The sequence below is a fragment of the Rikenella sp. genome (assembly GCF_056799795.1).
In genome coordinates this window covers 48,935-55,308 of record NZ_JBQIQO010000012.1, presented here as the reverse complement: position 1 = coordinate 55,308, position 6,374 = coordinate 48,935, and the positions used below count along the sequence as shown (strand labels likewise).

At 59.8% G+C, this 6,374-nt stretch carries 6 protein-coding genes; 2 read left to right on the top strand and 4 right to left on the bottom strand.

What is annotated here, in order from left to right:
• From ACTO3O_RS04715 to mnmA, 4 genes are all read right to left on the bottom strand, one after another.
• On the bottom strand, positions 1-214 hold a 214-nt coding region (locus ACTO3O_RS04715; protein ID WP_482596515.1), incomplete at its 3' end, for a hypothetical protein.
• A complete protein-coding gene (locus ACTO3O_RS04710) occupies positions 199-363 on the bottom strand; it encodes a hypothetical protein (protein ID WP_297832619.1) in 165 nt (54 codons plus the stop codon). The genes ACTO3O_RS04715 and ACTO3O_RS04710, both read right to left, overlap by 16 nt.
• Before the next feature lie 98 nt (positions 364-461).
• Positions 462-1,568 carry a DUF1573 domain-containing protein gene (locus ACTO3O_RS04705; RefSeq protein ID WP_297627235.1) on the bottom strand — a complete coding sequence of 369 codons (1,107 nt, stop codon included), beginning with the start codon at positions 1,566-1,568 and terminating at the stop codon, positions 462-464.
• A gap of 244 nt (positions 1,569-1,812) precedes the next feature.
• Positions 1,813-3,018, bottom strand: a complete 1,206-nt coding sequence (gene mnmA / locus ACTO3O_RS04700) for a tRNA 2-thiouridine(34) synthase MnmA (RefSeq protein ID WP_297832622.1) — start codon at positions 3,016-3,018, stop codon at positions 1,813-1,815.
• 164 nt (positions 3,019-3,182) lie between these two features.
• Between mnmA and ACTO3O_RS04695 the strand changes: the two genes are divergently transcribed.
• Complete coding sequence (locus ACTO3O_RS04695) at positions 3,183-4,379, top strand: pyridoxal phosphate-dependent aminotransferase (protein WP_297627241.1); 1,197 nt, start codon at positions 3,183-3,185, stop codon at positions 4,377-4,379.
• A gap of 486 nt (positions 4,380-4,865) precedes the next feature.
• On the top strand, positions 4,866-6,368 hold the full coding sequence (locus tag ACTO3O_RS04690; RefSeq protein WP_297832159.1) for a WG repeat-containing protein: 1,503 nt from the start codon (positions 4,866-4,868) through the stop codon (positions 6,366-6,368).
• The last annotated feature ends 6 nt before the right edge of the window (positions 6,369-6,374 follow it).

Genomic DNA, 6,374 nt, shown 5'->3' with positions numbered 1-6,374 from the left:
CCGAGAGGCAACGCAACTGGAAACCGAGGGCGCGGTAGTCCGAGTAGCTGGGGTTGAGGCTCTGCGAACTTAAATTCAAGTCCAGGCCGTTGATGCCGCTCATGGCGTAAGACCAGCTGAACCCGTAGTAGCCGACGAAGTACAGCACGCCCGAGGAACCGTTGCTGCGGTAGCCCGGGGTGGGGTTCTCCTTCCCGTTTATTCCGAGAGGCAACGCAACTGAAAACCGTGAGCGCGGTAATCTTCATGAGTCGTTTCGGCAGCCTGAAACTGAAAGCGCATAGCCAAACTGCGTTCGTAGATTCCCTCCCATAGGAAAGAACCGGAAGACCAGCTGAATCCGTAGAGGCCGATTTGATCCATTGTTCCGTCTCCGCTTCCTTTGCGGAAGCCCGGGGCGGGGCGTCCATGACTCCTCGAATTTCCTGTAAAAACAGTCGCAAAATCAGTCGATCGGCAGGCTATTCCACCATACGGGCCTGTAGGCGAATCTCCTGTGCCGGACGCCCCGGATCGTTCGTGACGATCGTGATTCCAGCCGAAATCCTTCCCTGTTTGTCAGTCGTGTCCCATTTGACGGTCAGCGTGGCCGTATCGTCTCGCGCAATGACCGTCTTGTCCGCCGTCACGCGAAGTCGATTGTCGGTTGTTCCGATGTGTCGAATAATAAGGTCTTTACGACCCGTGTTGGTGATCTGGAACTCGCGTGTCAGCGTCTTTCCCTGCGGCTGGTCGCTGAAGTGGTAGAACGAAGAAGAGTACTCCGCCTGCGGAGCGATCTGGAGCGTAGTCCGCGAGAGCGCCCCGAAGTCCTCCGTGAAAATGACCGTCCATTCGACCGGGTCGAGCAGCGGTCGGTGATCTGCCGACAGCTCGAAACTTCCCTGTTGCCTCCCCCAGACCTCTTCCGGAGCGCGGAACGTCAACTCGATTTCGCTTCGTTCTCCCGGTGCGAGTTGCGATTTCTTGGGCCGCACCGTCACGTATGCCGGCAACGAACGACCGGTCGTTTCGATTCGGATCGTTTTTTTACCCGCGTTGGCGATTCCGACGCTTCGGACGACCGTCTTCCCGTGAGGCAGCATGCCCAAAGTCAGGTTCCGGTCGGCGATCCGCAATCCTTCGCCCAGATAGTACGGGTAGTCGTCCTGCAACGTCCTCGGTTTGGGGATGACATTCCCGGTGATCGTCAGCCGCACGGTGCGGCGCGGGTCGTTGCAGAGGATATGGATCACCTTTTCGAAGCGTCCCGGCCGATTCGTCGGGTCGAACGTGATTTTCATCTCCGCCGTCCGTCCCGGCAGCAGCGGAGCCTTGTCGAATTGCGGGGTGGTACAACCGCACGACACGCCGACACTGTTGATAACCAGCGGTAAATCTCCTTCGTTCGTGAACCGGAACGTATGGCTGACATCACCGTCCGTCTCTCGAATCTCTCCGAAATCGTAGGTGTAATGGTCGAAAACGATTCGTGCCGTTTTTGTCTCTTCGGTTCTGCCGATCCCCGTGCCGAGGAGAAGCAGGCCGAAACAGGTAAGTATACGTTTCAGGATCATTTTGTTTTTCATGTGTTTATCTCATATGTTTTTGCGCCCGCAGCCCGTTTATTCCGAGAGGCAACGCAACTGAAAACCATAGCCGTGACTGACTGCGTAGTCCGGCATGAGGAACTGCACCCGAAACTCCAAAAGCATGCTGTTGATCCCGCTTGTGGCAGTAGTCCAACTGTAGCCCTGGTTGCCGACGCCGCCCGTAAGGCCCGAGTGTGCATTGCGGTAGCCCGGGGCGTTTTACGAGTCCGCCCGGGCCCTGTCAAGCGTCGATCACCCCCGAACCCACCAGCTCTCCGTCCGGTGCATACCACGCCGCGAACTGCCCCGCCGTTACCCCCCGTTGCGGTTCGGCGAAGTCGACGATCCCCCACCCGTCGTCATCGACCCGAAGAGTCGCCCGTTGCAGCGGCTGCCGGTAACGAATCCGCATCAGGTACTCGCGCGGCGCGGTATCTCCGGCCGTCGGCGCCAAGTCCGGCCGCACCCAGTGCATCTCCTCCGGACGAATCCGCAGCCCCCTCCGGTAGAGTCCCGGATGCCTCTCGCCCATGCCGACGTAGACGATATTGGCGTCCACATCCGTCGCGATGACAAAAAGCGGTTCCGGTTTCCCCCCCACCTTCAACCCCTTGCGTTGCCCGATCGTGTAGAAATGGGCCCCGTTGTGCTCGCCCACTTGGGTTCCGTCGTTTTCGTGATAGGCATACGGGGCATACGGGTCGTGTCCCGCCTCCACGTATCCCGCCCAATCCGCCGGAATTTCGACGATAGCCCCGCCCGGCCGTGCCGCTAATTTCTGTTGCAGAAAGACCGGCAGGTCGACCTTCCCGACAAAACAAATCCCCTGAGAATCTTTGCGTTCCGCCGTGGCCAGCCCCTGCTCCGCCGCAATGCGCCGCACTTCGGGCTTTTCTAAGTCTCCGATGGGAAACAGTGCCTTCGCGAGCTGCTCCTGATTGAGCTGGCAGAGGAAATAACTCTGGTCTTTGTTGTGGTCGTCGCCCGCAATCAGGCGGTGATACGTCTTCCCGTCCGTCGGACTGACCATCGTGTCCGTCTTGCAGTAGTGCCCCGTGGCTACATAATCGGCCCCCAGCTCCAGAGCCGCCTTCAGAAAGGCGTCGAATTTGATCTCGCGGTTGCACAGCACGTCCGGGTTCGGCGTCCGCCCCCGTCCGTACTCGGCGAACATATAGTCCACCACTCGTTGGCGATACTGCTCGCTGAGGTCGATGAAGTGGAATTCGATGTCGAGTTTCTTGGCCACCAGTTCGGCGAAAACGCGGTCGTCGTACCACGGACAGTCGCCGGCCAGCGTGCCGGTGGTGTCGTGCCAGTTGCGCATGAACATCCCCACGACCTCGTAGCCCTGCTCCTTGAGCACCCACGCCGCGACGCTCGAATCGACCCCTCCCGACAGCCCCACCACCACACGTGGCTTATGTTTCGATCTGTTGTTTTCCATAGCGTTTCGAATCGTTCCGGTTCGGAACAACCCCAAAGATAACGTTTTTCGGCGGGAATTTCGTTTCGGACGATCGGCGAAACCGACTCCGATTTTTTTCGGGTGAGCCCCGAAAAATATTACCTTTGTTTACCAGAAAGAATCACTCGTCAAAGCATCGCGTTATGCCGAAAATTTCGCAGACCGGCCTCCACGTGCCGGCCTCTCCCATCCGAAAACTCGTCCCGTATGCCGAGCAGGCCAAACGGCGCGGGGTGCATGTCTATCACCTGAACATCGGTCAGCCGGACATCCCGACACCGGACGAGGCGTTGGCGGCGATTCGGGAGATCGATGTCCGGACGATCGCCTATACCCATTCGGCCGGAATCGGCAGCTATCGGGAGGCCTTGGCGCGGTTCTATACGGAGCGCGGTTTGCCGCTCACGGGGGAGCAGATCATCGTCACCACGGGAGGGTCGGAGGCGATTCTGATGGCGATGATGGCGACGTGCAACCGCGGGGATCAGATCATCGTGCCGGAACCGTACTATGCCAATTACAACGGTTTCGCCATGGAGGCGGGGGTGGAGATCGTGCCGGTGCGCTCCTTTATCGAGGATGATTTCGCTCTGCCGCCGATCGAGGAGTTCGAAAAACGGATCACGCCGAAAACGCGCGGGATATTGATCTGCAATCCGAACAATCCGACGGGGTACCTCTATAGCGAGGAGGAGATTTTGCAGTTGCGGGAGATCGTCTTGCGGCACGACCTGTTCCTGTTGGCGGACGAAGTCTACAGCGATTTCTGTTACAACGGAGCGCGGCATCATTCGGTGCTGGCTTTGGAGGGGCTGGACGAGCATGTGATTATGATGGACTCGATCTCGAAGCGGTTCAGCATGTGCGGTGCGCGGATCGGGGCGTTGGCGAGTCGAAATCCGGCGGTGATCGACGCGGCGTTGCGGATGGGCCAGGCGCGGCTGTGCGCGCCGTATGTGGGCCAGGTGGCGGCCGAGGCGGCGTTGAGGGCGCCGAAGAGCTACTTTACCACGGTGCATGACGAGTACGAGGCGCGGCGGAATTTCATGGTCGGGGCGCTGAATCGGATGGAGGGGGTGCGTTGTCCGATGCCTCGGGGGGCGTTCTACGCGATTGCGGAGCTGCCGGTGGACGATGCGGATCGGTTCGCGCAGTGGCTGTTGGAGGATTTCGAGCTGGAGGGGCGGACGGTGATGGTGGCTCCGGCATCGGGCTTCTATTCCGACCCGGCGGCGGGGCGTAGGCAGGTGCGGTTGGCGTATGTCCTGAATATCGACGAGTTGAGGGGGGCTATGGAGGTGCTGGAACGGGCTTTGAAGGTCTATCCGGGCCGTTGCTGATCGCATGTCGATGATCTTGCATTCTTTATTCATTGTCCTGTATAGAACTGTTCTCTTTGTGAACAACCGACGCTGCCAGCGAATCCAGAGGCCGTTTACGGACTATGGTAAGGGGCGAGGAGGAAAACAAGCGCAGCGAAGTTAGCGAGAACCAGAAAACCGACGCTGCCAGTGAGGGCAATGCAAACATAGTTTGCAAATTGCCGAGCGGCGAGGAGGAAGGCGAAGCCAAACTTCAGAGCGCATCCCTGCGGGATGCTCTGGCCGTGTCTGCCCGATTGGGTTGGGCTGGATTTTCGGCGGGCGCGCTATTATGTGGCGAACTACCTTTAAGCGCGCCCACCAGGAAAATCACAGCCCAACGAACAAGGCGGAGATAACCCGTGGTCGTCCCATGGGGACGACCTCTGCAAAAGTTCTTTGGGTACCTTTCTTTCAAGAAAGGTACGGTTCCGTCCGGCACAAAGAGATAGAATACAAAAATCGATGATGCAATATCCGACGATCGGACGATACGTCGAGACCCTTTCGAATCCCGATGGGCTGTTTCGCAGCCTGTCGGGACTTTCTGTATCCCATCCCGTCGAATTCTCGGCCGGAGCCTACGGCGCAGTTTTCCGTGTCGAAGTAGACCGGCGGCCCCACGCCTTGAAATGCTTTACGCGCCACCAGCCCGGTCGGGCAGACGCCTATCGGCGTATTGTGCGGGCCCTGAACCAGGCCCGGCTTGGAGGCGGAGCAGGCGAGCGGCATCTCGTTTCGGTCGAGTGGTTGGACGACGAGATGATCGTTTTCGACGACGACGATCGGGCAGCCCGTTTTCCCGCCCTGCTGATGGAGTGGGCCGACGGAGAGACCCTGACGAAACGGATGGCCGCAGCCGTTGCCGCAGCCGATACGGAAGAGTTGAAACGGTTGTCCGAGGCTTTCGACCGGCTGGCCTTGTGGCTCTTGTCACAACCCTTCGCCCACGGCGACCTGAAACCCGACAACCTGATCGTCCGTCCCGACGGCGAATTGACCCTGATCGATTACGACGGTCTCTATCTGCCCGAGATGGCCGGCGAGCGGGCACGGGAGAACGGAACCGAAGGGTTTAGGCTGCCGGATCGCGGCGGCAGCGTGTTCGACGAGCGGATAGACGACTTTGCGATCGCTCTGATTAGCCTGACATTGCGGGTTTTGGCCCGTTGGCCCGAGCTGTACGACCGGTTCCGTCCTTCGACCGGCATGTTGTTCGAACCGGCAGCGTTGGTGGCGGGCCGTTGTCCGGTCGACGATTTTCTTCGGCATACCGAGTGGGCTGCCGACCCCTTGTTGGTGGCCCTGAAGCGGGGTGAAGCACGCATCGAGAGGTTGGCCGAGCTATTGGCCGGAGAGGCTGCGCCGGTGGCTGCGTATGATTACTGCGGCGAAGCGGGACGCGAGGGGATTCGGCTGGTGCGCAGGGGAGGGAAGTACGGTTTTGCGACCGGCGACGGGACGTTGGTGGCGGAGTGTCGTTATGACCGGGCGCGGGAGTTCTCGGAGGGAGCGGCCGCGGTGTGTCTGGAGGAGCGGTGGGGCTTTATCGGGCCCGACGGCAGCTGGTTGCGGGAGCCGGAGTACGACGATTGCGGCGACTTTTCCGAAGGCATCGTGCCGGTCAGCATCGGCGGGCGTTGGAGTTATGCGGACGGGGAGTTTCGGCTGCTTTCGCGGCCGCGGTTCGACGATGCGTGGTCGTTTTCGGAGGGACGGGGAGTGGTGCGGAAAGGTTCGAAATACGGTTATGTCGGGTCGGACGGACGGATGGCGATTCCGGCGCGTTACGATTTTGCGCAGCGGTTTTCCGAAGGGGCGGCTTGTGTGATGATGAACGGATTGTACGGCTTTATCGATCGTCGGGGACGGTGGAGGGTGGAACCGCAGTTCGACTACGCGCGGTCGAAACACGACGGGCGGGCCTATGTCGAGCGCGACGGGAAGGGGTACGAGATCGAGTTGTAAAGCAAT

Bases quoted from the DNA above. Each gene is read 5' to 3' on its own strand.
- mnmA (WP_297832622.1), bottom strand. From the start codon at position 3,018: ATGGAAAACAACAGATCGAAACATAAGCCACGTGTGGTGGTGGGGCTG.
- ACTO3O_RS04705 (WP_297627235.1), bottom strand. From the start codon at position 1,568: ATGAAAAACAAAATGATCCTGAAACGTATACTTACCTGTTTCGGCCTG.
- ACTO3O_RS04710 (WP_297832619.1), bottom strand. From the start codon at position 363: ATGGATCAAATCGGCCTCTACGGATTCAGCTGGTCTTCCGGTTCTTTC.
- ACTO3O_RS04690 (WP_297832159.1), top strand. From the start codon at position 4,866: ATGATGCAATATCCGACGATCGGACGATACGTCGAGACCCTTTCGAAT.
- ACTO3O_RS04695 (WP_297627241.1), top strand. From the start codon at position 3,183: ATGCCGAAAATTTCGCAGACCGGCCTCCACGTGCCGGCCTCTCCCATC.